Annotated in this window: 1 pseudogene; it reads right to left on the reverse strand. The window is 66.7% G+C overall.

Annotation, left to right across the window (positions count from 1 at the left end):
- Positions 1–1,091 (reverse strand): annotated as a pseudogene (locus tag IG64_RS37120) (protein phosphatase); the annotation flags it as partial.

Here is a 1,091-nt window from a genome sequence, read left to right on the forward strand (position 1 = left end):
ATGTCCCCGATCTTCGACAGGCCCGCGCCGGCGCCCTTGGCGACATACGTCATCGGATCGATGACCCTGCCCGCCTTCCCCGCCACCGACAACGCCTTCGCGACCGCACCCGCCTTCCCCGCACCCGACGCAGCCCCACCCGCACCACCGGTGAACACCGTCGTCAGCACATTGAACGTCACCGCACCCGCCGCACGCGCCGGATTCTTCCCCCACTCGTCCCACGCCACCAGCGCCTTGCCCGTCTCCTTCATCGCCCTGCGCGAATCACGGAACCAGGACGGCAGCTTGTCGTCCGGCAACGCCCAGAACAGCGTGCCCACCCCCGGCAAAGACGAGATCACCAGACCCGTCGCCAACTGCGCCAGACCCTTCCACGCCTGGCCCATCGCCTCCCAGCCGCCGAAACCCACCAGCGTGCCCAGACCCTTGACCGTCCCCCACACACCATCGACGATCAGCCCGTCCCACACGAACGACTTGACCCAGTGACCCACCTCGTACCAATGATGCTTCTCCTCCACCGGGTCACCCCAGGGAAGCTTCGCGTTCTTCAGATCCTCCGCATCGAACCCGTACTGGTCCTTACGGTCCGACCCGTCCCCCGCCACCATCTGCGTCCCGTGGAACAACGCCGTGATCTTGTTGTGACACGTACGCTCCGCCGCCCAGAACGCCGCCACCGCACTCGTGACCTCGTCCCGGATCCGGTTGTGATGCGCGACCTTCCCCCCGTCGTACTCCCAGTCGTCGTCATCCTTCACGGAATCGACGAACGCCGTCGCCTCCCGCTTCAGATCCGCGAGCTTCTTCACCAGCGGACGGACCTCCGCCGCATACCCCGACAGGGCACCCGACACCGACTCCAGACCCGACGCGAAGGAATCCGCACGCTCCTTCACCGGCCCCGTCGACGCGAACAACTCCTCCGCCTCCGGAGCCCGGTAATACGCCGACAACCCCTGAAACCGCGAATGAACCTCCCCACCCGCATCCCGCACACCACCCGCATCCGCCCGCAGATCCCCGCACGCCTTCTCCAGCAGCCCCAGATCACCCGTGAACTGCGGAATCTCCCCCGGCTCGATCAC

Source organism: Streptomyces sp. NRRL S-340, from assembly GCF_000720185.1.
Classification (GTDB): domain Bacteria; phylum Actinomycetota; class Actinomycetes; order Streptomycetales; family Streptomycetaceae; genus Streptomyces.